Raw genomic sequence first — 25518 nt, 5'->3', positions numbered from 1 at the left:
AGGCTTTGATGTCTTTTATCCTCGTTTTGCCGATCATACTTCCTATGGTTTTGGCAATGATCATTTCACAGAAAAACATCATAAAAAAAGACAAGTTAATGGCTTTTTCCATTATGGGAACAGCCCTAACCGCAGGTATACTTTTTTATATCATGTATGCAATGCCCGGAGAGAAAATTAAGCTTCTCCACGTCAATGAATTTATAGATTTGACCCTAAAAGGGGATAATTTTGGATTCGTGTTTGCAGGACTGGCATCCATGCTGTGGATCTTGACTTCATCTTATGCAGGTGTTTATATGCACCATGAAGGGCGAGAAAGATATTTCTTTACCTTCTTTCTGTTAACAGAAGGTGTTACTATGGGTATCGCCCTTGCGGGAAATCTCTTCACCCTATATGCATTTTATGAAGTTCTAACCCTGACCACATTCCCACTCGTCATACATGCAGGGACAAAAGAGGCCCTTCGGAGCGGGAAGAAATACATTATATATTCATTATTCGGAGCAACCCTCATACTCTTTGGTATGATGATTTTGTTTAGCGCGGCTAAGACTCTGGAGTTTACACCAGGTGGTATCACCCAGCTCCTTGTCTATGAAGAACCAGCCCTACTTGCATCAGCCTTTCTGGCTCTTTTTATAGGCTTTGGAGTGAAGGCGGCTCTGGTTCCAATGCACAGTTGGTTGCCGGCAGCCATGGTTGCACCGACCCCAGTCAGTGCCTTACTACATGCCGTGGCGGTGGTGAAATCAGGTATATTTTCCCTGATCAGAATGACCTTTTTTATTTTCGGACCGGTCATTGTGATGTCATTTCATTTAAGGGCCTTTCTCCTAGGCATTGTCCTGGTCACAGTTGTTTTTGGTTCCTTTATGGCACTGCACCAAACCCATCTTAAGAAAAGGTTGGCTTACTCAACGATTAGCCAGCTTGGCTATATGCTCTTAGGCATTGTGTTAATCAATGAAGACGCCCTCCTCGGAGCCATGATACATCTCATTAATCATGCCATTATAAAAATTGTGCTCTTCTTTTGTGTCGGCGCCATCACCTATATGACCGGAAAAAAATATATTTATCAAATCAGTGGCATTGGTAGAAAAATGCCTAAGACCATGATGTGTTTTGCCATAGCTTCTATATCTCTTATTGGCATACCACCTTCAAATGGTTTTGTCAGCAAGTGGTTTTTAGGTCTAGGCGCTATGGACGCAGGCCAGACCATGAACATTATCGTCCTACTACTGAGTGCATTCCTAACAGCGGGATACTTGTTGCCTATTGTCGTAGGTGCCTTTTTTACAAAGACCGCAGAGGACATCGCTGATAAAGATAATCTTGATCCTCCAAATGCTATGATGATTCCCATTATGATCATTACAGGGGCGGTTGTCTTTATGGGAATATTCCCAAATCCCGTTATAAACTATATTCGAGTGGCTATTGAACAAATTTTCCTTTAAGGAGGTGAACCTATGGAGATAGCACTGCTTTTACTCATACTCATCCCTGCTTTCGGTGCGGCAATCGGGTCTATCATCGGCCGTGACAATGAGAAGGACAGAGATATATTTAACATTGCCATAACAGGCCTAGAACTGGTCGCTGTGACAATGATGTTCCCTATTGTTAAAGAAAACACCATACATTTATTTTTCCCAAATGTGATGGGTACTGGCATGTACCTAAAGCTTGATATGCTTCGCTACATATTCGTGTGGTTCACGGCGGCTGTATGGTTTATGACAACCCTCTATAGCACCCAGTACCTTATCAAATATAGAAATAGAAACAGATATTACATGTTTTACATGTTGACCCTGTCATCGACCATCGGTCTGTTTTTATCAGAAAACCTACTGAACTTATTTACTTTTTTTGAAATGATGTCCTTCACATCTTATATACTCGTAATACATGATGAGGATAGATTTGCCCATAGGGCGGGCGTGTCCTACTTAAGTATGGCCATTGCAGGTGGTTTGGTCATGCTTCTTGGCATATTCCTTATTTATGATTATACGGGCACCCTCAATATATCTGCAGCGGGTGTTTGGATGAACCAAATTGGAAACGTGAAATATCTGATCGCGACCCTTATGATTATTGGATTTGGTGTCAAGGCAGCCATGTTTCCTCTACATGTTTGGTTGCCAAAGGCTCATCCTGCGGCGCCAACGCCAGCAAGTGCCATCTTATCAGGTATACTTATAAAAACAGGCCTGTTTGGCATTATGATCACTGTCCATATGATTTTGGGCGCTGACGAAATCATTGGATATGTCCTTATGAGTCTTGCTATGGTCAATATGCTACTCGGCGGTGTTCTAGCACTTTTCCAAAGAAACATTAAACGTATTTTGGCCTATTCCAGTATGAGTCAGGCTGGCTATATTCTTTTTGGAATCGGACTGGCATGCCTGGGGGGCGGTATTAAGGACCTTGCTCTTATGGGCACCCTTTTCCATATGTTTAATCACGCTTTTTTCAAGGTCCTCCTCTTTATGGGCGCTGGAATCATATATATGGTCTTGCATGAACTGTCCATTAATATCATTCGCGGATTTGGACGAAAGAAATATATATTAAAAATTGTGTTTTTCATAGGTATGCTGGGACTGAGTGGCGTGCCGGGAACCAACGGCTATGTGAGTAAAACCATATTGCATGAAGCCTTAGTGGAAGCGGCACATGAGTATCACAGCTTGTTTTTCCAAGTTGCAGAAGTTGTCTTTTACCTAGCCTCTGCAATGACAGTGGCCTACATGCTTAAAATATTCATTACAGTTTTCCTTGAAGATAATCCAGAGTATTATGGTCAGTATAAGGATCAGATAAAAAAACGTGCGCTTTTTCCAATGGCCATTATTGGGTCTTACATCATATTAGTTGGCTTGTTCCCTATGCCAATCATTCATGTGATCATGGATGCCTTAAAGAGCTTTAATATTGATGCCCATCATATTCCCCATGTGTTTTCACTGGAAGCCTTTAAGTCCTCAGCTATAACCCTGGGACTGGGCACTCTATTGTACATCTTCTTTGTAAGACGTGTGCTTTATAGAAAAATGGGCAAAAAAAGAATTTATATCAATCCGACAACGCATTGGTTCCAGCTTGAAGAGAACCTTTATATACCAGTTCTTCGTCATATGTATGCCATTGGGTTTTTCATATTCCAAATTATCGACAAGTGGGTCTATAATCTGGCTGACCAAATGCAACTCACCATGCGACGGATTGCCAACGCTGACATCACCAAGGTCTTCCGCTATGACTGGAGTCATTTTCTGGTGGACATTCCAACGACAGAATCAGCTGGTGTAGCGGCAGACAAAATGGCTCATGATGTGTCTGAAAGACTGCACGGTGTGACAGAAAAGGCTGACGCAGTCAAGACAGATGCCAATAGGAAGGTCAGGGATGTTGTGGACATGGCCCACAAAAGAGCCTCCTCGGCCACCTATGCTCTCTTTATTGTGGCAGGTCTTCTCTTAGTGAGTTTGATTATTGTACTTCTGTTCTCTAATTTACAATAGCTAGGGGGAGCGGATAAGTCTTATAAGACTCCCAGCTTCAACATCTTGCAAAGTAAAGATAAAATTAGGTCCCATCACTTTGGTTCATGACCATTGTGACGGGACCTTTGTATTTTTATGGGGTATAAACATTGACGAAGGGAACCAAGTTATAGAGAATAGAGTTGAAAGAATAGTCATTAAGGATGATGAAGATGAAGAATAAAAATCTCATGGAAATACCAGATCATATAAAAAAACTAATGGATAGAATTAAGTCAGGGGGGCATACAGTCTACCTCGTGGGCGGTTGTGTGAGAGATCACTTGCTGGCCCATCTCCCGTCGGACTACGATATTGCCACAAGTGCTTCACCGCAGGCTCTTGTTGAATGTCTAACACCTGAGTATAAAGTTTTTCAAGTGGGTCAGCATTTTAGCACGCTGATTGTACGTCTTGATGATGGTCACGTTGAAGTGTCTACATTCAGACGGCGAATAGATGGGGTAATACATTATGATGGCAACATTGAAAGCGATCTTGAATGCAGGGATTTTACCATTAATGCCATGGCCATGACCCTAGAAGGTGAAATTTTAGATCCCTTTCAAGGTCAAAGAGACATTGACAATAGGATATTGCGCTCTGTTTTCCCCCATGATTTGTTAAGGGAAGATCCAATTAGAGCCCTGCGCGCGGTGCGTTTTGCATCCAAATATGATCTCGATGTGGACGGGGCTTTAGAAGATGCCCTATACTATGTATCGGTTCGAAAACCCTATGTCAGCCCTGAGAGAAAGAGGGACGAGATATTTAAAATGCTCCTTTTGCCTAAGCCGTCAAGAGCTATACGAATGATGTTAAAGTATGATTTATTTGGCTGGTTTGACTTTGGGCATCTTATAGAAAGAATGGAGGGCTATGACCAAAAAAATCCCTTCCATGACAAGAGCCTCCTAGAACATACACTGACCGTGGTAGATGAAACACCGAGCGTCATTGAACTTCGCTTGGCAGCTCTTTTTCACGATGTGGGAAAACCGGATGTTCAAACCATGGATGAAGTGGCTCACTACTATCAGCATGAAAAGGTCAGTGGAAAATATACTAGACAAGCTCTTCATAGCTTACGTTGTTCCAATAAAATAATTGAAGAGACGTCAAGGCTTGTTGAAGGCCACATGTTCAGTCCCATAGACATAGGGACAAAAGGCTTGAAAAGGCTCCTTGTAAAAGTGGGGGGCTACCCTCAAATGTATAATCTTTTAAAACTCATGAAGGCTGATATTTTAGGTACGGCCTTTCCTGAGCGCGTTTCATGTATGGAAGACTTGTTTATGCTTGTTAAAGACATGGAAGAAAACGACTCGGTCTTTCGCATTAAGGATTTGAACATATCGGGCAGGGACTTGATAGATATTGGTGTGCCCCAGGGCAAGGAAATAGGGTACTGGTTGAATTGCTTGCTGGAAGCGGTTGTGGAAAACGGTCTTAAGAATGAAAAAAACCAGTTGCTGGATTATGTGCAAGGTGAAAAATCTGGGAAATCAAAATGAAGTTTACTTAAATCATGCACTTGCAAAATTACAGATTCATATTCTCGTCATACCATATATAGAATTCTTTATTCTTAAATATATATATGGCATGATGAGGATTCCTGAATGATATTTTGCAAGTCGCTCAAATGAAAAATCCGCTTGAGCCTCCTTAGGGAGAGCGCTAAAAGCGGATTTCTTTTTAGTGGGAAAACCAGGCGTTTAACAGAATAACTTGGTCTATAACCATGCCACCTTTCAGTGGTAGAGGTGTTTAGAATGTGTTATGACACTCTGGAGCGTCTAGATAGAAACTTCGATCAAGATGGGCAAGTTTGTCTGCTTGTGTGCACTGTACAAGCCCTTTAAAATATAAACTTTCAAGACGAACAGCCCCCATAATCCAGCTTGAAAAAACAGCCAGGTCCATATCAATTTCAATTGGGCTTGTAGAGCCAGGGTTGATTTCAAATGTTTCTATGTCTTGATTGTTTCCACTTTCATGGCTGAACGCCTTGTGTCCTGGAGACGTGATATTAAAGACTAGGTTTTCATTCACCCGGTCCTCTACCCATTCAATAAGCTCTGCTGGGTCTAAAACCTTATACATCATACCTAGGCATGTATCATGCATGCGGTGGCTAATGAGGGGCAAAACCTGGGTGTCAGGTGTGTATTCAACATTGTCTAGAAATTGGTAGAACCGGTTGTCGAAAGTATGAAGTTCAATGTACTCCACTTGGTCTTTTTGTCTATGAAGGAATGTTGAAAAAGCCTTTAAAGCCTCAGTTGTGTTGTAAATCATTTCACTAATGAATATAGTTTGTCGCAAAAAGTTCATTTCTGTGATGCCAGTCTGTTTAAAAATCATATAGCCTGTTATTTGGCCATCTTCCTTGTAGACCACAAGGTGGCAGTCTTCTAATTTTTCAATTCGCCTAAGGTCGTTTGTGGATTTATGCATCATACCATGATGATTATTCACATACGTCATATAGCATGACTCTATAGGCGCAAAGTCAACTTCGTCTAAATAGGACAAGCCCTCATGCACCTTGAAATCATGAAAATTGGCAGGTGCCAGCTTGTAGTGGTGAAGGGGACTGCCATAGCCATATCCAAAACTCTTGTAAAAGGAAGGTCGAAAAGGATACAAGGTCATTAGGGGAATGGCTAGGTCTTTAGAGCGTTGATCGGCAAAGTCTATAAGCTTTTGAGCAACGTGCTGTTTTTTATGAAGCAAGTCGACAGCCACAGAGCCAATACCAGCAGCCGAAATCATTGTGCCGTGGAAGTTCATCTCAAAGGTGTAGTAACGCATGCCACCAACAAGTTGATCGTCAATGTATGCACCAATATAGGTCATATCATAGGCCGACTCATGGTCTTTTAAACCCTTTATAATGTCTTGCAAAGCTGTTTTAGAAGCCTTATAAGCCGTGGGATAGGCTCTTAAACTGATTTTTGCAAAGGCTGGGTAATCTTCTTCGGCTATTTGCTTTATGTATATATCCATATTTCTATTTTGCATGATGATCTTGTCACCACACACTCCTTTCTGAAACTGATCAAATGATTGATTATTTTATTATGCCTGCACTGCGGTCAATAGAGCATTAGATTCTTTTCATTAAAATTTATTTAACGTTATTTTAAGTAGACCAATAATCTGATCTTTTGTCAATATGTTCTGGAAGCTTAAAGGGTCATGCATTAAACCGTGAAAATTTAAGTTTATGCATGATTGGTGAATAAAATTAAGTTTAAGAAAGCAAATCTTAAAAAAATAAAGAAAAAAGAACAAAAACTAAATATTACAAAAATGTTACAGTATTCATTATCGACTATCCGCATTATTATACATCTGATAACATAGTGAAAATTGTAAATTTACTCATAGTCATAGGGTTAAAGAGGGGTGTTAATAGATGCAGTATGGTATGCCAACATTGATAGAACTAAATGGACTAGAAGAGAATATGAAGTTTTGTAAGTCCCTCGGACTAGACTTTGTTGAACTTAATATGAATGTGCCTGATTATCAAATTGAGGCCTTAGAAAGCATGAATATTAGAAGTCTAAAAGAAAAGTATGGTGTTGAAATGACCATGCATCTGCCAGAGAACTTCTATTTTGCTGACTTTAATGAAAGTATGAGAGGGGCAGCTTATGCTGTCTTTGATAAGGTCGCTTCTTTTGCGATTGAGAATGACATAAAAATCTTAAACATGCATATGCATGTGGGCACATTTTTCAAAATGCCCCATAAGAAAATATACTTGCAAGAGGCTTATCTTGAGACCTACTTAAATCATGTAAGGGCCTTTGTCAATAAAATTGATGCCTGTCTAAAGGGCACGAATATAAGAGTCTGTGTGGAGAACGCTTGCGATTTTCATCATGATTTTATTCAAGCAGGGCTTGATGAACTCCTAAAATCTGACCATGTCTTTTTAACATGGGACACAGGCCATAATGCCAAAGGAAAATACAAGGACCAGGTGGTTCTCTTCGGTAAGGCAAATCGTATTGGTCATGTACATCTACACGATTGTGCCTTTGGAAGTGATCATTTACCCCTTGGAACAGGAGAAATTTGTATTGATTCCGTTATGAACAAATTGTCTGAAGTCTGCCAGTCTATCGTCTTAGAGGCTAAAACCATAGAAGGCGTGCGCAAATCTATGATTCACTTAGATGTACGAGACAAGCAGATTGCTGTTTAAGTCTCATAATCATTTAGGGTTTCTGGATGTCTGGTTCCTAGGATGAACACAATTAAATGATCATCTGCTAACATACAGTCAACAAAAGAAAAATGGTTAAAAAGAATATAGATGAAAATAAAACCCTTTGAAGATGAAAGTGAATTCTATTCACTGAATCAACAAAGGGTTTTTAATGTCTTAAACACGCAGGTGCGTGCATATGACATCTCTTATAAAGGGCTCAAGAATTTATCGGAATCGGAAAATTATTTCTTCCTTATCTTCACGAATTTGCCCAATATACTGGTCGTATGAGACAGGCCGTTCGAGCTCGGCCCTAAAAATAGCCTGAATTTCTCCAGCGATGGTCTTGTAAAGGAGCTCTCTGTTCAGGGTCAGTGCTTCAGGAGACTGGGCACCCTTTAAGAGGGTTGTTTCCATGGGGGTCAACATTCCCTCAGCGTAAACACTTGCCTTATCATGGGAGAGTTTAACCATAAGGCGTCTTGGACCCTTACCTGTGGTCTTTTTAAGCAAGGCGGAAATGTCCCGGGCCAGATGTTTTTCAATGGCAAGTTTTTCATCGGGAGTAAGTATGGACTTGCCAACAAGTTTATTGTGTTTTCTTTCAATAATCTGTTTTGCTAGGTCAAGCAGAGTGTTTTCAAGAGTTTCAGCATCAATAGGCTTGACGATGTATTTAACGATACCCCGGTCTACAGCTGACAAAATTGTTTCTGAATCAGAAAGAGCAGAGGTTATGATAATTGGAATATCAGACCCCTTGGCTCGAATTTGCTTGGTCAAATCGAGTCCATTAATCTCTGGCATTCGCAGGTCAGTAATGAGAATGTCAGGTGTCTCCTTATCAAAAAAATGGAGTGCCTCGAGACCATCTTTGGCAATATGGAGCTTACCAACCCGTCTTTTTAAAAAACGGCTGAGTTCATCCCGCGTCATAGATTCATCTTCCACATAAAGAATATGCATTAGGGCAAGTGCGTTTTGTTGTGTCATTCCATTCACCTCGTATCATCTTAGACGATTGCTAAGTTTAGTCTTAAGTCACCTTTGATCAAGTATGGATACTAATGAGTATTTTTCATCAAAGGAATTTCAATTTCAAATAGGGACCCCATGGGGGTCTGTGTGAGAGAAACGGAACCATTGAAGGTGTTCTCAACAATAGACTTTGTAATATAAAGCCCAAGCCCCGTGCCTTTGTTTTTAGGTTTTGTGGTGAAGTAAGGATCGAAAATATTGTGCAAGAGGTTTTCAGGCACCCCTCCAGCATGATCTTCCACTTGGATAGAGGCTGTGTATATGGGACCTTCACCTAGTTGTTTTTCCCGCATTTGTGTTCGAATTATAATTTCCCTTTTCTCAGTTTCCGAGCTCACAGTGGCATCGACAGCATTGTTTATAAGATTGAATATAGCCTGGGCCAATTGATTCTTTTGGCCTTCAACAATACCACTCACACGTCCTGTTCTTACAAGGGTGATCTTATTAATATTTAAATTGTCCTGGATCATTTCCACCACATTGTCCAGCATGTCTTCAAGATTAAATGATTCAGTGTCCATATTTGGACTTAGGAAGTCTTGGAAGTCGTCTATGGTTTCAGACATTTGTCTGATCAATGATTTTGCACGGTGGGAGGCATCGAAAAGCCCTTGGTCGTCTAGATCATCGTACTTGTAGGCATCTTCAATGTTGGCAATGATCAAACCAAGATTGTTGAGGGGCTGCCTCCACTGGTGGGCAATGTTTCCCAACATTTCTCCCATAGCGGCTTGACGGGCCTGGTGTATCATCATGGCTTCCGCCCTTTCAGCAGCTTCTCTTTGAAGTCTTTTCTCTGTGATGTCATGGACCATACCAAGAAAATTTGAGGCCTTGGTTTCTGGGTCACGAATAGATGTCATATAAAGTTGTCCCCAAAAAATAGAACCATCTTTTCTTGTATACTTTCTTTCAAGGACAATGTCTTGGACGTCTTTATCACGGAGTTTTTTAAATTCTACCTTGCCTGCAGCCTTGCTTTCAGGGCTTAATATATCAAAAATTTTCATGTTAAGGAGTTCATCATGGTCATAGAGGGTCATTTCGGCCCATTTGTCATTGGCGTTCAGGATTTGACCGTTAATATCAGTCACAGTGATACCAAGAAACGAACTGTTAAACATGCGTTGGTAGCGGTCGTGGCTTATGCTAATTCGCTGTTCAGCTTCTTTTCTATAAGCCACTTCGCTTTTTAGTTTCAGATTTTTTTTATTCATATACCAAATGTAGCTAAAGAGACCAGCGATTGCTAGAAAGGCCAGAAGACTCTGATAAAGACGTATATAGAGTTCCGATTTTTCCTTTTGAATTTGCGCATAGTCAAAGAGCAAGTGGTCCGTTGAAATATCGCTTTCTATGAGTTTGAGTGCCTTTAGGTAGTCAATCATGCTGGTCCATCTAAAGGGGTTCGTATTGCCGATTTCAACAACTGGATAGAGGGTCAGTTCAGAAACCTTTTCTGCCTGAAAAGTGTTAAAGTCAACAAATTCCAAGTAGTTTCTGGAGTCCTTGTAATAATGGTCAGCTATGCGCTGGGCCATTTCCTCAGGGTTATCAAGGGCATACTTCCATCCTAGGATAGAAGCTTCGCGAAAGCGTTCCACTAGCTTTGGACGACTTCTGGCTAGAGCGGTTGAGGTGAAAAGACTGTCTCCATAAAAATCGACACCAAATGAAATGGGGTGGACAGACTTGACTGATTCCCCTTGGAGTTTGGCCTGGTAGGCGATTGTGTCGAGGTAGCCTGGTATGACATCGAAGGTTCCGTTATGGAGGTCGCTGTAACTGAGGACGACATCCTTTGGAATGGTGTCTTTGCGGGAGGGATCAATGCCTTCGTTAACAAGCATGGCCTGGAGCTCAATATCCAGCAGGTCATGTTGTCGTCTAGCCACATTGAGTCTTGTCATATCATAAATGGAGTTAAAGTCTGTATCTGGGCGCATGTAATAGGCTACAGGAGAGCGTTGAAAAAATGTGGATATAATTTTTAAATCATGTCCCTTATCAACAGCCAAAAGAATATCCACACCCCCGACGCCAAACTCGGCTTGGCCTTCGTAAACAGCGTCTGGAACAAGGATGACATTTTCCTTGTCGTCGATGCCAGGCTTAATATTCACTTTAAGGCCGTAGTCTTCGTAATAGCCTTCCCAGAGCGCAGCATAGTATCCGGCAAATTGGAATTGATGTTCCCATCTTAGCTGCAGTGTGACTTCATCTGGGATACCATATGAGTCCTCACCATAACTCACGGGTGTGGTGGTTATTTGTAAAATTAGTATAAGGATCAGTGCATAAACGTTCGTCTTCTTGTTTATAAACATTATAGGCTCTCCTAAAGTGTAAGTCCCAGTATATATTATATAGATTAGCACATAGAGAGGGACCAGGGTATATAAGAATGAAAAAATGACCAGGACAAACTGGATGTATTTAAGAGGACGTATAAAAAGTGTGTGTGTGTTTTCAAAAGGCTTAGAATGACACTTGATAAGAGAGGTCATTATAGGTGGTGTAAAGGTCTAATTGACAAAGCGGATATGCCGGGGGTCATTGGCATATCCGCTAAAGCAGTTAGCAGGAACTGCTGGTCTCTATATTCTCCTCGCAGACTTTCGCATCTGCAAGGGAAGCGAGTAATACTTTTTCTGGCGTCGCAGGCAGGTTTCTAATTCGAACACCCGTGGCATCTTCAATGGCTTCTGTGATAGCAGGTGCTACAGTATTTATGACAACTTCTCCAATACTCTTTGCACCAAATGGCCCTGTTTCGTCATAGCCCTTTGCAAGGAAAACACGTATGTTTGGAATGTCCCTTCGAGCAGGAATTTTATAAGTCATGAAATTATCTGTTTGAAGGACTCCGGTCTCAGACACTTTAACCTCTTCCATAAGAGCAAAACCAATCCCCTGGGAAATCCCGCCTTCAGCCTGAATTCTAGCTAAATTCGGGTTGATTGGCGTTCCGCAATCGACAACACCAACAAAATCTGTCACTGTGGTTTCACCTGTGAGAGTGTTGACGCACACTTCAGCAAAACCAGCCATATAAGGTGGTGCTGTTTTCTTTGGAACAAAGGAGCCTGTGACTGAGAGTTGGGTGTGGATGGTGTTGTAAATAATTTTATTGGAGAATGTGACAAGGTCTACCGATTCGCCTGTGGTTCGACATTTAATAAGCCCCTCAGAATATGTCACATCTTCCGGCGCGCAGGACAGGTATTGTCCTCCTGTCGCCTTGATGGCTTCCACCATTTTATTGGCTGCGTCAATGACTGCATTGCCTGTGGTATAAGTTGTGCTTGAAGCGTAGGCACCACTATCATAAGGTGTGGTATCCGTATCAGCTGCATGGACAATGATGCGATCAAGCGGCACTTCTAAGATCTCAGCTGCAATTTGAGCCATTGCGGTATCTGAACCAGTGCCAATATCTGTTGATCCTGTCAAAAGGGTAAAAAAGCCATCGTCATTGAGACGGAGGGTGGCACTTGCCATATCAATATTTGGAAGGCCAGATCCCTGCTGGGCAATGGCCATTCCAAGGCCATATTTCAAGTGAGATGAATCACTGGCCTTGTGGCGTGCTCGCTTGCCCGCCCAGTCAAATTTTTCTAAGCCATCAGAAACACAGGTTTCAAGGAGGCAGGAGTCCATGTAAATAGGGTCAGGCCCCGCGCCCTTTGTTGTCATATTAATAAGTGGGGTGGTTTGTCCCTTTCCAATCATATTCATTCTTCGAACAGCAATAGGGTCAAGGTCTAATTTACGACAGGCTTCATTAATGGCCGATTCCAGTGCAAAAGTGCCCTGAGTCACGCCGAAACCTCTAAGTGCTCCCCCGGGAACATTATTTGAGTAAACCACTCGACCAGAAAAGCGGGAAGCTTCAACCTTATTATAGAGGGTTAAGACTTTTTTACCCGCAGCGCCAAATGTTGTTTGGGCATGCTCGCCGTAAGCCCCAGTATCTGATAGACCATCCATATCAATGGCTGTGATTTTACCGTCTTTGTTCATACCTAGGGTGATGTCAAAGCGCATACCATGCCTGGATGTTGTCCCTCTGAAAACGTCCCTTCTAGAATAAACAATCTTGGCAGGCTTGCCAGTAAGTTTGGTTACAAGAGCAGGGTAGAACTCTGAATGAGCTGTCTGTTTTGCACCAAAACCACCACCTATTCTCGGTTTTACAACACGAATTTGATGACGGGGCATATCCAGTGCCCGGGCAAGTATTCGCCTTGTATGGTAGGGGATTTGGGTGGAAGATACAACGTTTAAACGCCCGTTTTGATCCAGATAGGAATAAGACCTGTGGGATTCAAGCATAGCTTGAGCCTGGGCCTGAGTTGTATATCTTGCTTTAAAAATATATTGAGATTTTGAAAGGGCTTCATCCATATTCCCCAGTTCAAGCGAAACCTGACAAGCGATGTTTCTTTTAGGATCACAGCCAACATCGATATGAGTGAAAAATTCACTTTCTGGATGAACGATGGTTTGGCTGTCTACTGCTGACTCCATATCCAGAACCGGCGTTAAACGCTCATAGTCCACCCGAATAAGGCGGAGGGCCTTATCTGCACTCGCTTCATCTTTTGCCGCTACAATGGCCACATCATCCCCCACATGACGAACATACTCATCGAGTATAAATTTGTCATAGGCTGAAAGCTCGGGATAACACTGTCCTGCCCTTGTGTAGGGAATTCTAGGCACGTCTTGCCATGTGAGCACACAGACAACACCGGGCAGTTTCTTGGCCGCCTCTGTTTTAATGCTTCTGATTCGGGCAAAGGCATGGGGGCTTCTTAGGACTTTAACGATAAGGGCATTCTTAGGTGCCAAGTCATCGGTATAGACAGGAAAGCCTTGTACCAGTTGCATGCCATCTTTTTTCGGTGGAGATTTAAGCACATGTTTCATGACGCTTCACCTCCGAATTCTTGCTTTTGAAATAAGCCTTAATGGCACGGAGCTGTCCAGCATAACCGGAGCACCTGCAAAGGTTGCCATTTAAATAGTAAAGTATGTCTTCATCTGTTGGGTCTGTTAGAACTGATTCAAGATAGAGGATACTCATAATTGTGCCAGGACTGCAGTATCCGCACTGTTCAACCCCTTCGGCAACAAGGTGCTTTCCAATGGTCTTGGCCTTGTCATTGACGCCTTCTATGGTTAAAATTTCATGTCCATGAGCCTTTGCAGCAAGCATGACACATGACAACATGGGTTTGTTGTCAAAATGGATTGTACAAGCACCGCAAGTGCCTGTGTCACAGCCTTTTTTAACCCCTAAACAATCGAGATCACGCAGAACATCAATGAGAAAGGCATCAGGGCGAATATGGGTTTCAACCTGGTCGCCATTTAACTTGAATTTGATTTTCACTGGGCATGCCCTCCTAACTTAGCGCTTTTCTCTTGCTCTTGTATCTGAAGTAGGGCCTCTTTAAGTAGACCTCGAGATACAGCCCTTCTGTACTCTTGACTCGCTATGCGATTTGATCCGAATTTGATTTCAGAAGAGAGGATCATACAAGCTTTATCTATGGAATCCTTTGTGAGTGACTGCGATGTCTTCCACTGGTCATTTAGGACAGTTATTGTTTCTTGTGCCAAAAGGGCCCTGTGTGGTCTTGCCCCAACAGCCACTTGAAAGCGGTTGTTCTTAACTGTGACAGCAAGATTTAGCATGGCATAGTCGGCCGTTGAAAGTCGAGCAGACTTAAAAACAGCATGGTCAATGTCATTTGGCACAATGACTTTTATTAATATATCGCGTTGGGGGTATGGCCCCATAAAAAAGCTTTCAATGTCCTTGATGCCTCCCTTATGCAGGCAAATGGAACCACCTGCGGCAAGCAGAGCCGTATTGAGGTCAGAAAAGCCATAACGGCTGAAGACTGTTCCCCCAACGGTGACCATATTTCTTAGTTGAACACCAACAATCTGTCCTAGGGCATCTTTAAAATATTGCCTGTAAAGACTTGGCAGTTCGGGGCAGGTTTCCAGCTTATGAAAGACGGTCATACCACCGATTTCAATGTTATTTTCCTGGTGTATGATTTGGTCTAGTCCCAAATCTGATATGTCTATTAGATCGGTGAGACGGCGATTTCCCATTCTGAGAAAAGCACCGCCGCCAACCACCTGTGATCTTTTGTTTTTATTGAGTATGTCATAGGCCTCATCAATGGATTCGGGCTTATGATAATTGTTAAAGGATAACATGATGTAGACTCCTTATATCTATTTATGCGGCCTTCTCTTGACCGCTAACTTTTGTTTCCTCAGCTTTAGGATAAACCATATTCAGCAGAAGGGCGAGTATACCAGAAGCGACAACCGAATCTGCAAAGAAGTGGTTGAGTACACTTGGCATTTGCTCGATGGCTTCGGGAACAGACGCAAAGCCTAAACCCAGACCAAGGGAAATTGCTAAAATTGTTCCGTTTCTTCCGTCAAGACCCGCTTTGGAAATCATGCGAATACCACTTACAGTAATCATTGAGAAGACAACAAGAACTGCACCACCAAGAACACTGGAAGGCATGGCTGCACAAATGGCACCAAATTTAGGGACAAGACCTGCGGCAACAAGGAAAATTGCGCCTGTTGCAACGCTGAACCTGTTCACAACGCCAGTCATAGCCACAATCCCTGCATTCTGGCCATAAGCTGTGTTTGGAAGAACGTTGAAAAATGCTGCAAATGCACTGCCGACACCATCGGCAATGACAGCGCCTGACATTTCCCGATCTGTGGCTTCACGGTTAAGACCACTTAAAGTGATGCCTGAAATATTGCCGAGGGTTTCTAAACCAACAACAAGATAGACAGCGGCAAATTTCAAAATGGCGTCTAGGTGGAACTCAATACCGTACTTTAATGGCATTGGGAAACTAAACCAACCGGCATTTGACACACCTGCAAAATCGACCTTGCCCATTGGAATGGCAATAAGATAGCCTAAAATAAGTGCAATAAGTATGGAAGCGACATTTAACATGCCCTTGCCAAAACGTTGGAGCAGAATGATTGTTATAAGGACGAAAAATCCAAGAGCCAAGTTCTGAGGGGAGCCAAAATCAGGTGCTCCTACACCACCAGCAAAGTATTTAACACCTACTGGAAGCAGTGAAAGTCCAATGGCTACAAGAACTGTTCCTGTAACAAGTGGTGGGAAGAACTTTCTAAGGGACTTTAAGAAAAAGCCCATGGTTACTTCTGCAAGACTGCCCACCATGGAGGCTCCAAGTATTCCTGGAAGACCATATGCACCACCGACAGCTATGGCTGTTGGCACAAAGGCAAAACTGGTTCCCATAACGAGTGGAAGGCCTGCACCAACCGGTCCTGCTGGGTATAACTGAACAAATGTGACAAGCCCTGCGACGATCATCCCACACTGAATCATAAAGGCCTTTTGTTCTGCGGGTAGTCCTAAAACATTACAAATAATGATGATGGGTGCAATGTTCCCTGTAAACATTGCTAAAACATGCTGCATGCCCAGTGGAACGGCAACGCCAAGTGGCGGTTTGCCATTCAGTTCATAGATTGATCCCTGCTTTTGATCTTTCATAAGTCACTCCTATCTTTGTATTATCGCCATGCACCCCCTGCGTGATGACGAGTATATGGACGGCTCAAGGCCGTTACAACCTTATGAAGTATGATTTTTGCCTTTAAAGACAAGAAAAGGCCAGCGTCGGACGTTTGTCCGAAGCTGACCTTATAAAGTCTTATGAGCTTTATGCTTTGTCATGCAAGATATTAAATTATGGTCGAGATCTTCAAGCGCTTGGTCTTGAGGAACATGTTTTGACCTTGATTAAATTTTATCATAATCTTTGGGGCTCGACAAGTTGATAGCTATGAATAAAATAGGCAGGGGCCATTGGAATATGGACTTAAAATTGTGATATTATAACAAAGGATAGAGAATAAATAGAAAGCACCTGATTAGACAGGGCATATTACAAGTGAGTAGGACAATTTGAAAGGTGGAATGGTCATGGCACAAAGAGAAATTCTTCTTTTAGGCAATGAGAATCTGTACAATGTGGCTGAAAAAATCACTGAGGATAATTTAGACAAGGCAAGACAGGTTATAAATGATTTACACGACACCATAAATGCATTTAAAACAAAGTTTGGATATGGTCGAGCTATTGCTGCTCCACAAATAGATGAACATTACCGAATCGTTTATATGAAGTTTGGAGATCGTCAAACGGCCTTTATTAACCCAGTCATGACAAAACTTGGCCAGGAAACCTATAAGCTTTGGGATGACTGCATGAGTTTTCCTGGACTTGAAGTCTATGTTCAGCGACACAAAAAAATTAAAGTGGCCTACAAGGACATTGATTTCAATGACTGCGTTGAAGAATTTGAAGGGGATTTATCAGAACTTTTCCAGCATGAATATGACCATCTGGATGGTGTATTAGCTGTCCAGCGCGCCCTAAACAACAAGGCCTTCCGAATGAATCCTGATAAGATGGGGAATGTCTAAGCTAGGAGACTGTTATGAAAAAACTGAGATCGACAGTCACCATACTCGCAGCGGCTATTTTGTGGGGAACAACGGGAACAGCTCAGGCCTTTTCTCCAGAAAATTCTAATGCCCTGTCTGTGGGCGCCTTTAGAATGATAATAGGCGGAATTATATTGCTACTTGTTGCCATGGTGCTGGAGAAAAAGCACTGGCATGATAATTTAAGGCGAATAGGCCAAAGTTCAAAACTTAGGACATGCTTATTCTGTGGTGGCTTTGCGATAGCCATGTATCAGCCCCTCTTTTTTACAGGGGTCAAAGAAACAGGTGTGGCATTTGGAACGGTCCTTGCAATAGGCAGTGCGCCTATTTTTACCGCGGTCTTAGAAATTTTAAGGGGAAGAAGACCCTCTGTCATATGGGCAGTGTCAACCCTTATGGCCTTGATAGGCTGCTATTTGCTGTATTCAGGTCGAGGTGGTGTTGAAGTGAATGTGAAAGGGGCTATGTTCGCCTTGGGAGTTGGTTTTTCCTATTCTATTTATGTTCAATCATCCAAGGCCATATTTGAAGGGATTACCAGACTCACAGCCAATGCCATTATATTTGCTTCTGGAGGTCTATTGCTTTTGCCCATCGTGTTAAATGTTGATATAGGATGGATATTTACAGTCAATGGATTTGCCGTTGCCATGCACTTGGGCATTGTGACACTAGCCCTAGCCTATTCTCTCTTTGCAGTTGGATTAAAGCATGTTCCTACTTCGACCGCTGTGACTTTAACTCTAGCAGAACCTCTAACAGCTACGATTCTAGGTGTTTTGCTGTTTAAAGAAGTATTGCCGCCCCTATCTATTATAGGCATTTGTATTCTTTTTATCGGCCTATTTATGTCGGCTGTGCCAAGTCGTGTTGGAAAAGGGAATCCCAAAAGTCAGGCCCAAGAATCGGTTATTTGATATGGAAATATATCGGTGTATGCAAAAAGTTATCAAATTTAGAAAGAGATAGTTATAATGCGAAAAGGACAATTTATAAGCACCTTCAGCGGAACTAAGTTTTGGCCAGCTGACCCAAGACAAAATGAAATTAAAATTGAAGATATAGCCCATGCTCTATCCCTTTTGTGTAGGGGCAATGGACATGTTGCACATTTTTATAGTGTGGCCCAGCACAGCCTTTATTGTGCCTATGAAGCAAAGAAACGAAAGTATAGTCATAAGGTTCAATTGGCTTGTCTTTTGCATGATGGTTCTGAGGCCTATATATCTGATATAACCCGACCTGTTAAAAAGCTGCTTCCCTTATATAGGGAAATGGAGTTGAATCTACAAAATGCCATTGAAAAAAAATACGGTCTTGTGGATTTAACAGAGGTAGAACAAAAGCAGGTAAAAGAGATTGATGACGCCATACTGAGATATGAGTTGGCAGAACTCCTTGACACGCACGATTACAATGCATTAGAATTGGTGGGCGACTACGATTTTTCATTTAGAATGATGGCAGACGTAGAAAAAGAGTTTCTTGACTTGTTTCATGAACTGAGAGAGTCAATTGCGTGAACAATCAGGATTAATATATGAAACATACGGAGGAAAACATGGATCTTAGAAAACTAGAAAACCATCAAGACATTTATGAGAATGAAGATATTAAGGCATTGTTTGGACTGACAATGTTTGGACCAACGGATGGGAAAATAAAAAGTGCTGCACAGTCTATGTATTCTAAACAGCAGGGGCTTCTATATATTTGCTATGAGGACGATGCTCCAGTTGGTATTATCGGTCTTAAACAGTACAACTCTGACAAACTGGAACTTCTCCACCTTGCTGTAAAAGAAGAGGCAAGAGGGAGAGGGCTGGGCTTTCAGATGATTGAAACAGTTCTCGACTATACACGTATCCCAGAGATGTACATGGAATCGGATTATAAGGAAATGAGATATTTAAAGAAGTGTGGATTCCAGGTAAAGGACATGAGTGACTCAGGTTTAGATCAGTTCTTATGCACCTATGTGGACCCGCGTTAAGAAAACCTAATGATAAAACCATCCCGAAAATGATCTATAATGATTGTTTTCGGGATTTTTATTATACCGATCATGGTATTCCAATATGAAAAAGGGTAGCTGTACATATAGGAAAATTAAATCCGTGACTTTTCAAAAAAATGATTTATAGGCGTTATTCAGACCATAAGATGGCATCATAATAAAGAGGAGGCAAGGCATGGACATTTATAAAAAGCTGCTAGAAAATCAAAGAAATTATTTTCACACCAATGTGACAAAAATGGAATCCTGGCGTATTGAACAGTTATTAAAACTGGAAACGATGATTCGTGAAAACGAGTCTGAAATATTAGTGGCCCTGAAAATGGATTTGGGTAAATCAGAGTTTGAAGCCTATGCTACAGAAGTCGGGTTTTTACTCGATAGCATAAAAAAAACCGTTAAACACCTTAAGGGGTGGATGAAGCCCCAAAAGGTAAGTTTGCCCCTTCACCAGTTTGGGGCTTCGGGCAAGGTCATGCATGAGCCTTATGGTTGTATTCTTATAATCGGCCCGTTCAACTATCCCTTCCAACTTTTAATGGAACCTCTGGTTGCGGCGCTTGCAGCGGGTAACACCGCGGTTTTAAAACCATCAGAGTACACAGAGCACACTTCTGATTTGTTGGAAAGACTCATTGGAAAAACCTTTGATGAAAGCGTTATTGCAGTTGTACGCGGAGATCGAAAAGTGACGAATGCTCTTATTCATATGAAATTTGACCATATTTTCTTCACAGGGTCTGTGCCTGTTGGGAAAATTGTTATGGAGGCAGCGTCAAAAAATTTAACACCAGTGACTCTAGAGCTTGGTGGAAAAAGTCCAACCATAGTTGAGGACAGTGCAAATATTGAAATCGCAGCCAAACGAATTGTGTGGGGAAAATTTATGAATGCTGGTCAAACGTGTATAGCGCCTGACTATATATATGTATCCAAAAGAAAAGCCAATGACCTTATTGAGGCGATAAAAAAATCTATCCAAGATTTTTATGGAACCAATGTCAAGAACAGCTCTGATTATGGGCGCATAGTCAGTGACAAACATTTTAATAGGTTGACAGATTTAATAGACTATAACAAGGTTGTCTTTGGTGGTGAGACCGCTTTTGATGAAAAATACATTGAGCCGACCATTCTTTACCCTGTGACATGGGAGGATAAGGTCATGGAAGACGAGATATTTGGGCCAGTTCTTCCTATTATGATTTATGATAATTTAAATGAAGTCATAGCTGAGGTGCGCAGTCGTCCCAAACCCTTAGCGCTTTACTTATTCACAGAAGATGACACCGTTGAAGAAAGAATCATGAATACATTATCCTTTGGCGGAGGGTGCATCAATGATACCCTGAGTCATGTGGTGCCCCATGATCTGCCATTCGGCGGGGTGGGTCAATCAGGGCATGGCAATTATCATGGAAAAGCAGGATTTTTGACCCTATCTCACACCAAATCCATTTTGAAGAAATCAACCAAGCTAGATATAAAAGTGGCCTTTCCACCTTACAAAGGTAAGTTAAAGCTTATTAAAAAGCTCTTGGGCTAGATGGTACAAAAGTAAAAAAACAGGTCTATATCTCCTGTAGGGAGTATAGACCTGTTTGTGTTTCAAGCGTTTGCAAAATTACAGGTTCATGTCCTCACCAGACCATACATATAATTTTTGATTATTAATATATACAGTGTGGCGATGTCTTTTGAATGTTATTTTGCATATCGATCATTTAAAAAATTCGGTGTGATGTTGTGGAGAGAACCTTTGCATTTTGTTTGAGCGGATTTTTCCAAACATGAGGAATAGTAGATGGATAGTGAATGCTGTCACCAGCCTTGAGTAAGTGCTCTGTTCCATCAATAGTCACTATAATAACACCCTCTAGCACATAAACAAACTCCTCACCAGGGTGTGTCATAACTTCACCGTGTAAGGATTCAGGCATAAGGGTTACAATTAAGGTTTCCATTGTACGGTTGGGAAAGTCACCACTTACTCGAACAAACTCAGAAGGGGTGCCCTCCATCTTAAAAACCTTTTGTTCTTCGGCTTTCACCGCATAAGTGTGCTCCTCATGGTCGTTGAAAAAAAAGACGATAGGCACATCAAGTGCATCGGATATTTTCTTTAAAGACACTATAGCAAGTGATGTGGAGCCGTTTTCAACTTGTGATAAAAAACTGATGGAAAGTCCAGACTTTTGGCTGAGATCCTTCAATGTCAGGTTTTGCTGTTTCCGTAGCGCCTTTATTTTTTGCGATATTTCACTGATCATATTACCCCTCTTTTAACCCATTCTCAATATATTTCTCTCATTATAATCTAAATATTAGCCTGGAATACTTATAAACTTACGAATTCAAGGCTTGATTATGTCCTATAGATATATATAAATCAAAAATTCAGATGTGATCTATAGAGCCATTTGAATAACACTTTGCAAGTCGCTTACCTTATTCAATACCTGTCTGGTATGTACTTATATTATACACAAAATAGGTAAGAGACGCTTATTAAATTAGAGATTCTTGTTACCGGCCTACAATATATAGGAACATATCTTGGTAAGTATCAATATATTGTAGGCTAGCAATCTCTATATGAAATCTTGAAATGGCCCGAAATATAAAAACCTGTAATTGAGACATGACTATGTCTCAATTACAGGTTGCAAGTGTATTCAATAAAAGCTAGTTTTTAGCTGGCTTGCTTTGCAATAAGTTCCGCATTTTCCTCTTCATCATCTTCTAAAAGATTTGTAAGCTTCTTGTCAAAGGCGAAAAGAATAATTCCGCAGACGAAAAGAATGATAGGAATTGCTGTATAAGCCTGAATCACAGAGTATTGTGTCGTGATTGCATATAAGTATGCATATGACTTGCCCGCAAGGAATGAAGCAAAAGTCCATACACCCATGAGGACACCAAACAACTTTCCTGGTGCATATTTTGTAACGAATGAGTTCCCAAGAGGAGAGAAGAACATCTCGCCGATTGTTAGCAAAATGCCGAATGCAAATAGATACATCAGACTGGCTTTTGCTGTTTCAGGCGCTCCGATGCCCCTTGAAATTTCAGCTAAAACAAGCATTAAGAATGCTAGGCCAAGGAAACCAAGACCAAAAGCAAGTTTTTTAAATAGACTTAAATCCCCCTGAGGTCGTTTTGAAAGTTTGAACCAAAGCATACCAAGGAGTGGGCCAAGTGCGATACATGCGAATGCATTTAAAGAATCAAACCATGACAAAGGCACTTCAAAGCCATTCACGTTCATGTCAACAAAGGCTCCACCAAAATCGTAAGCAGCTAGATATGTTAAATACCAGAATACCCAGAATACAACTGAGAAAAGAGATACTAAGACAATAGCAAAAACACGCTTCTTTTCAGATTTTGTTAGGCTTTTGTTTGAATCAACACTTGCCTCTTCTGTGGTGTGCTTACCCGCTTTAAAAGGTTTTTTACCAGCTTCCCCAAGGAAACGCATACCGAATAGGAACCAAACAACACCAACAGCACAAATTGCACTTGAGACATTAAAGGCTTGTCGATAACCTTGAACGTCGCCGTTTGCGAATGTGCTAGCGACCAAGATACCAACCGCAGTTGTGCCTATAAATGCGCCAACATTAACAAAGGAATACTGAACAGAGAATGCGGAGTCAAGCTGTTCTTTGTCTTCAAATAAAGACCCTGTAATGGCTGATGTGTTGCCTTTAAATAGGCCTGTACCAATGGCAACCAGGGCAACCATGATATTCATTCCAGCCACACCTGTCGCAGCGCCACCAACATAGTAGCCAACTGACATAAGTGCTAGTCCAACCGGGATACAATAGCGTGCACCAATATAGCGGTCAGCTATATAGCCACCAAAGACAGGTGCAAGGTAGGTAAAGGCAACAAGATTAGATTGAATAAGTGCTGCTTGTACCTTTGTCAATCCTAAGCCCCCACTTAAAATTGTTGCAGATACAAAGACAAAAATCAGGTATTTAGCTGAGTAGTAAGCCATTCTCTCAAGCATAAATACAATAGAACAAACGTAGAAACCAAATGGACGTCTGTTCTTTTTTGGTGCTTCGTTCACGTTTACATTTTCCAATATAGAACCCTCCTAAAATAGATTAATATAAGCATCTTTTTACAGACACTAAATATAAAAACTGCTATTGCAGTGATTATCAATTTTTATGAGAATTTTGCAAGTCTCTTGAGAATGATGAATTGTGAAACTGTAGTCAATCTTTACAATATTTCGAATATATTTCAGTTCTGTGGTAATTATACGTGGGGAGGAAGGTAAAGTAAAGGGTGATTTATGATTATATAGTAATTGTTACAGTTATATCATAATTAGTGGTAGAATATTATAAAAGAACGTCTTATTCTAAACATGTGTTTGATTTTTCCTCAAAAAAAAAACTTCTAAAGATCCGGATTTAGGATCTTCAGAAGGATTTTTAAAGTATCTATTCGGATTTGCTATAGTTCAGGCTCCAACTGATCCCGAACTGATCAATAACAGACCCGTATTTGGCGCCCCAAAATTGGTCCTCGAGTGCCATGGTAACCTGTCCTGATTCTTTCAAGGTATTGTAAACATCTTCAAGCCCCTTTTCAGAATCAAAGTTGATATTGAGGCTGATATTGCCGTCAGTGTTTACTTTCTGTCCTTCCCAAGTGTCAGAAAGGTATAAGATATTGCCTTCAAATTCCAGTTGTGCGTGCATAATTTTATCTTTGTATGCATCGCTTACAGGCATATCGCCTGGACCTTCACCAAAGCGCATAAGCATGGTGATCTCACCACCGAGTAGAGACTTGTAGAAGTTCATAGCCTCCTCGCAGTTTCCATTGAAAGACATGTATGCAATTAGGTTCATTGGACCTCCTCACTTAATACATTGTATTGACTAGGGATCTTTGCATGGATAAAATACCCGAAGGTCAAACTACATAAACAAAATTGCAGGTACATATGGTTCTGCGACGCTTTGTCATGATATTTCCGCTTTTATATCTGATCCATTTAAGTTTAAAATATGAACAATTGTTAAGAAATATCACATCGTCCCCTATGCAATATTCTGAAAATTCTCTGTATAATAAATGCAGGGGAATGTATTAAAAACGAGCAACAGAGATCAGGAGGCGTACATATGTCGATGCAAAAAGTAAGAGCACTGCGACAAACTTTAAAGGAAAACATTCAAAAAGTCATAATAGGAAAAGATGAAATTATAGATCAGATGATTATAAGCATGTTGTGCGATGGGCATGTGCTTTTGCAAGATGTGCCTGGCATGGGTAAAACCGTTTTGGCAAAGGCCCTTTCAAGGTCTATGAGTGCGGGTTTTTCTAGAATTCAGTTTACTCCTGACTTAATGCCATCTGACTTAACAGGTATCAATTTTTATAATCAGAAGGAAGGGGCTTTTCAATTTAGAAAGGGACCGCTGATGAACCAGATTGTCCTTGCGGATGAAATCAATAGGGCAACACCAAGAACACAGTCGAGCTTACTTGAAGCCATGGCGGAAAAACAAATCACAGTCGATGGGCAAACCCACAAATTGAGTGCACCATTTTTTGTTATAGCCACCCAGAATCCCGTGGAGACAAAGGGAACATTTCCCCTGCCTGAAGCCCAACTAGACCGATTTTTCATGCAGCTTAGCATGGGGTATCCCAGTCTGCTTGAAGAATTAGAAATTCTTAAACGCTTCAAAGTCAAAAGTCCCCTGGATGATCTTCAAGCTGTTATTACAAGTCAGGACCTTGAAGAGGCAAAAGGTGTGTTTGAAAGTGTCAGAGTTTCAGAAGAAATTATGGAATATTTAATCCTTATCGTCCAGGCAACACGTGAACACTCTGAAATAGAACTGGGCATCAGCCCGAGAGGGTCAATGGCCTTATTCAGGGCAGCACAGGCGGCGGCAGCTATTTCAGGACGTGACTATGTACTGCCTGATGACGTGAAGAAAATGGCCGTGCCTGTCTTGGCACATAGAATGATACTCAATTCTAATGCAGTTGTTACTGGACGCAAATCTGAGGATGTTATTAGGCATATTTTAAAAGAGGCCCCTGTGCCAACAGAAAAACTGTAGGTGAT

Annotated in this window: 20 protein-coding genes; 10 read left to right on the top strand and 10 right to left on the bottom strand. The window is 41.4% G+C overall.

Translation table 11 applies throughout. The features are described from left to right. The first annotated feature begins 8 nt into the window (after positions 1–8). The 3 genes from ACQ4KW_RS16930 to ACQ4KW_RS16920 all read left to right on the top strand — a co-directional run bounded on the left by ACQ4KW_RS16930 (position 9) and on the right by ACQ4KW_RS16920 (position 5080). Positions 9–1469: a proton-conducting transporter membrane subunit gene (locus tag ACQ4KW_RS16930; protein WP_430883620.1), complete on the top strand. Its 1461-nt coding sequence runs from the start codon at positions 9–11 to the stop codon at positions 1467–1469. A gap of 12 nt (positions 1470–1481) precedes the next feature. Then, positions 1482–3545 carry a complex I subunit 5 family protein gene (locus ACQ4KW_RS16925; RefSeq protein WP_430883619.1) on the top strand — a complete coding sequence of 688 codons (2064 nt, stop codon included), beginning with the start codon at positions 1482–1484 and terminating at the stop codon, positions 3543–3545. 194 nt (positions 3546–3739) lie between these two features. Then, positions 3740–5080 carry a CCA tRNA nucleotidyltransferase gene (locus ACQ4KW_RS16920; protein ID WP_430883618.1) on the top strand — a complete coding sequence of 447 codons (1341 nt, stop codon included), beginning with the start codon at positions 3740–3742 and terminating at the stop codon, positions 5078–5080. Positions 5081–5336: 256 nt separating this feature from the next. On the opposite strand, the gene ACQ4KW_RS16915 is transcribed toward ACQ4KW_RS16920, so the two are convergent. After that, positions 5337–6593: a GNAT family N-acetyltransferase gene (locus ACQ4KW_RS16915; protein WP_430883617.1), complete on the bottom strand. Its 1257-nt coding sequence runs from the start codon at positions 6591–6593 to the stop codon at positions 5337–5339. A gap of 397 nt (positions 6594–6990) precedes the next feature. Between ACQ4KW_RS16915 and ACQ4KW_RS16910 the strand changes: the two genes are divergently transcribed. Beyond that, a complete protein-coding gene (locus ACQ4KW_RS16910) occupies positions 6991–7788 on the top strand; it encodes a sugar phosphate isomerase/epimerase family protein (RefSeq protein ID WP_430883616.1) in 798 nt (265 codons plus the stop codon). A gap of 231 nt (positions 7789–8019) precedes the next feature. On the opposite strand, the gene ACQ4KW_RS16905 is transcribed toward ACQ4KW_RS16910, so the two are convergent. The 6 genes from ACQ4KW_RS16905 to ACQ4KW_RS16880 form a co-directional block, all read right to left on the bottom strand. Further along, positions 8020–8787 (bottom strand): Na-translocating system protein MpsC family protein, encoded by a 768-nt coding sequence (locus tag ACQ4KW_RS16905; protein WP_430883615.1) that lies wholly within the window; start codon positions 8785–8787, stop codon positions 8020–8022. Between the two features lie 71 nt (positions 8788–8858). Further along, positions 8859–11162, bottom strand: coding sequence for an ABC transporter substrate-binding protein (locus ACQ4KW_RS16900; RefSeq protein WP_430883614.1), 2304 nt, complete (start codon positions 11160–11162; stop codon positions 8859–8861). A gap of 250 nt (positions 11163–11412) precedes the next feature. After that, on the bottom strand, positions 11413–13767 hold the full coding sequence (locus ACQ4KW_RS16895; RefSeq protein ID WP_430883613.1) for a xanthine dehydrogenase family protein molybdopterin-binding subunit: 2355 nt from the start codon (positions 13765–13767) through the stop codon (positions 11413–11415). Then, positions 13751–14233 (bottom strand): (2Fe-2S)-binding protein, encoded by a 483-nt coding sequence (locus ACQ4KW_RS16890; RefSeq protein ID WP_430883612.1) that lies wholly within the window; start codon positions 14231–14233, stop codon positions 13751–13753. The genes ACQ4KW_RS16895 and ACQ4KW_RS16890 overlap by 17 nt, the downstream gene beginning before the upstream one ends. Continuing rightward, entirely contained in the window at positions 14230–15075 is an 846-nt protein-coding gene (locus ACQ4KW_RS16885) for an FAD binding domain-containing protein (protein ID WP_430883611.1), read from the bottom strand. Before ACQ4KW_RS16885 ends, ACQ4KW_RS16890 begins: the two co-directional genes overlap by 4 nt. Positions 15076–15097: 22 nt before the next feature. Continuing rightward, a complete protein-coding gene (locus ACQ4KW_RS16880) occupies positions 15098–16429 on the bottom strand; it encodes a uracil-xanthine permease family protein (RefSeq protein ID WP_430883610.1) in 1332 nt (443 codons plus the stop codon). A gap of 432 nt (positions 16430–16861) precedes the next feature. On the opposite strand from ACQ4KW_RS16880, the gene ACQ4KW_RS16875 reads away from it, so the two are divergent. The 5 genes from ACQ4KW_RS16875 to ACQ4KW_RS16855 all read left to right on the top strand — a co-directional run bounded on the left by ACQ4KW_RS16875 (position 16862) and on the right by ACQ4KW_RS16855 (position 20952). Next, entirely contained in the window at positions 16862–17365 is a 504-nt protein-coding gene (locus tag ACQ4KW_RS16875) for a peptide deformylase (protein ID WP_430883609.1), read from the top strand. A gap of 14 nt (positions 17366–17379) precedes the next feature. Then, positions 17380–18306, top strand: coding sequence for a DMT family transporter (locus tag ACQ4KW_RS16870; protein ID WP_430883608.1), 927 nt, complete (start codon positions 17380–17382; stop codon positions 18304–18306). Between the two features lie 57 nt (positions 18307–18363). Further along, the gene (locus ACQ4KW_RS16865; RefSeq protein ID WP_430883607.1) at positions 18364–18912 is read left to right on the top strand and encodes a phosphohydrolase; all 549 of its coding nucleotides are present in this window, start codon (positions 18364–18366) and stop codon (positions 18910–18912) included. 38 nt (positions 18913–18950) lie between these two features. After that, complete coding sequence (locus tag ACQ4KW_RS16860) at positions 18951–19382, top strand: GNAT family N-acetyltransferase (protein ID WP_430883606.1); 432 nt, start codon at positions 18951–18953, stop codon at positions 19380–19382. Between the two features lie 199 nt (positions 19383–19581). After that, a complete protein-coding gene (locus ACQ4KW_RS16855; RefSeq protein ID WP_430883605.1) occupies positions 19582–20952 on the top strand; it encodes an aldehyde dehydrogenase in 1371 nt (456 codons plus the stop codon). A 178-nt stretch (positions 20953–21130) separates the two neighbouring features. Here ACQ4KW_RS16855 and ACQ4KW_RS16850 read toward each other — a convergent pair whose 3' ends face one another. From ACQ4KW_RS16850 to ACQ4KW_RS16840, 3 genes are all read right to left on the bottom strand, one after another. Next, positions 21131–21676, bottom strand: a complete 546-nt coding sequence (locus ACQ4KW_RS16850) for a helix-turn-helix domain-containing protein (protein ID WP_430883604.1) — start codon at positions 21674–21676, stop codon at positions 21131–21133. Between the two features lie 422 nt (positions 21677–22098). Then, positions 22099–23427 carry a peptide MFS transporter gene (locus tag ACQ4KW_RS16845; protein ID WP_430886594.1) on the bottom strand — a complete coding sequence of 443 codons (1329 nt, stop codon included), beginning with the start codon at positions 23425–23427 and terminating at the stop codon, positions 22099–22101. A gap of 445 nt (positions 23428–23872) precedes the next feature. Beyond that, entirely contained in the window at positions 23873–24286 is a 414-nt protein-coding gene (locus tag ACQ4KW_RS16840; RefSeq protein ID WP_430883603.1) for a VOC family protein, read from the bottom strand. 276 nt (positions 24287–24562) lie between these two features. Here ACQ4KW_RS16840 and ACQ4KW_RS16835 point away from each other — a divergent pair, with 276 nt between their 5' ends. Beyond that, positions 24563–25513 carry an AAA family ATPase gene (locus ACQ4KW_RS16835; RefSeq protein WP_430883602.1) on the top strand — a complete coding sequence of 317 codons (951 nt, stop codon included), beginning with the start codon at positions 24563–24565 and terminating at the stop codon, positions 25511–25513. The last annotated feature ends 5 nt before the right edge of the window (positions 25514–25518 follow it).

This window comes from Tianxiuia mixotrophica (assembly GCF_050596425.1).
Taxonomy (GTDB): Bacteria; Bacillota; Clostridia; order Peptostreptococcales; family Acidaminobacteraceae.
Note: the sequence above shows the minus strand (reverse complement) of the source record. Positions and strands in the feature narration are given on the sequence as shown.